General features: G+C 74.7%; 2 protein-coding genes. Both read left to right on the top strand.

Annotated features, from left to right (window positions below):
* Positions 1–1,018: AAA family ATPase (locus G3I53_RS33060; RefSeq protein WP_164439063.1), on the top strand; the 1,018-nt coding region annotated here is incomplete at its 5' end.
* A gap of 54 nt (positions 1,019–1,072) precedes the next feature.
* Positions 1,073–1,330: hypothetical protein (locus G3I53_RS33055; protein WP_203617614.1), on the top strand; the 258-nt coding region annotated here is incomplete at its 3' end.

The following is a 1,330-nucleotide window of genomic DNA, read 5'->3' as shown; positions in this document are numbered from 1 at the left end:
CGTCCCGCCCGGGCTGCCCGAGGCGCCGCCCTGGCGCCGGTTCGGCGGCGAACCGGCCCAGCCCGCGGCGCGGGACGACCCGCAGGCGGCCCTGCGCCGCCTCGGCCCGGGGGAACCGACCCCCCAGCTCGGCCCCGACGAGATCGACACCGTCAACGCCGCGCTGGTGCTGCGCCGGCCGCTGCTGATCACCGGCCCGCCCGGCATCGGCAAGTCGACGCTCGCGTACCTGATCGCGCGCGAACTGGGGCTGGGCCGGGTGCTGGAGTGGAACATCGTCAGCCGCACCTCCCTCAAGGACGGGCTCTACCACCACGACGCCATGGGCCGGGCCCAGGCCATCGCCGCCTGGCAGGCGGGCCTGCGCGACGCACCGGACCCCGAGCCGGCCGGGGACCCGGCGGCAACGGAGCCCGGCGAGGACTCGAACGGCCGTCAACTCGCGCCGCTCCTCGGTGATTTCGTCACACTCGGGCCCCTGGGGACGGCTCTGCTGCCCTACGATCGACCCCGGGTGCTGCTCGTCGACGAACTCGACAAGAGCGACATCGACCTGCCGAACGACCTGTTGCACGTCCTGGAGAACGGAAGCTATGACGTCCCGGAGCTGGTCCGCGACGCCGCCGAGACCGCGCGCGTCCACACCAGTGACCCCGGCGTCCGCGCCGTGGTGCGGCAAGGCCGGGTCGAGTGCCGGGAGTTCCCCGTCGTGGTGATCACCAGCAACGGCGAACGCGAGTTCCCCGCCGCGTTCCGCAGGCGCTGCCTGCCGCTGGAGCTGCGCACCCCCACCCGGGAGCAGCTGCTCGCCATGGTCAGGCGGCACCTGGGGGACCGTCCGGCCGGTGCCGAGGACCTGGTGGACCTGTTCCTCCGGCGGGTGGAGGCCGGCGGTACGCACTCCCTGGACCAGTTGCTCAACGCTGTCCAGATCACTACCACGGGTGGTTTCCAGGTCGACGGCAGCGGGCGTAAGCTCGTCGAAATGCTCCTCCGCGACCTCGCGAAGGGCCGCTGAATGGACCACGGCTTTCCCAGGGAGCGCGCATCCGGATCCGGCGACGGCGGGCCTGTGCCGAGGCCGTGGCCCGGTTCGGCGTTCCCCGAGGACGGCGAGGACCAGCCCGAGGACGGCGCACCCCCCTCCCTGGCCCCACCGGCATCCGTTCCCGGCGGTGACGGGGCCGACGGCGCGGTCGAGGCGCCGCACTGGCAGGAGGTCGCGGACGCGGTGTGGCTCGCCGCGTACTGGCACCACCACGGCGGACCGGGCACCGGGCGCGCCCCCGTCGCCGTACCGGCCGCCGGCCCCGCGGCGGCCACCGCGCGC

Origin of the sequence: Streptomyces sp. SID14436, from assembly GCF_010548465.1 — a bacterium.
Classification (GTDB): Bacteria; Actinomycetota; Actinomycetes; order Streptomycetales; family Streptomycetaceae; genus Streptomyces.
Note: the sequence above shows the minus strand (reverse complement) of the source record. Positions and strands in the feature narration are given on the sequence as shown.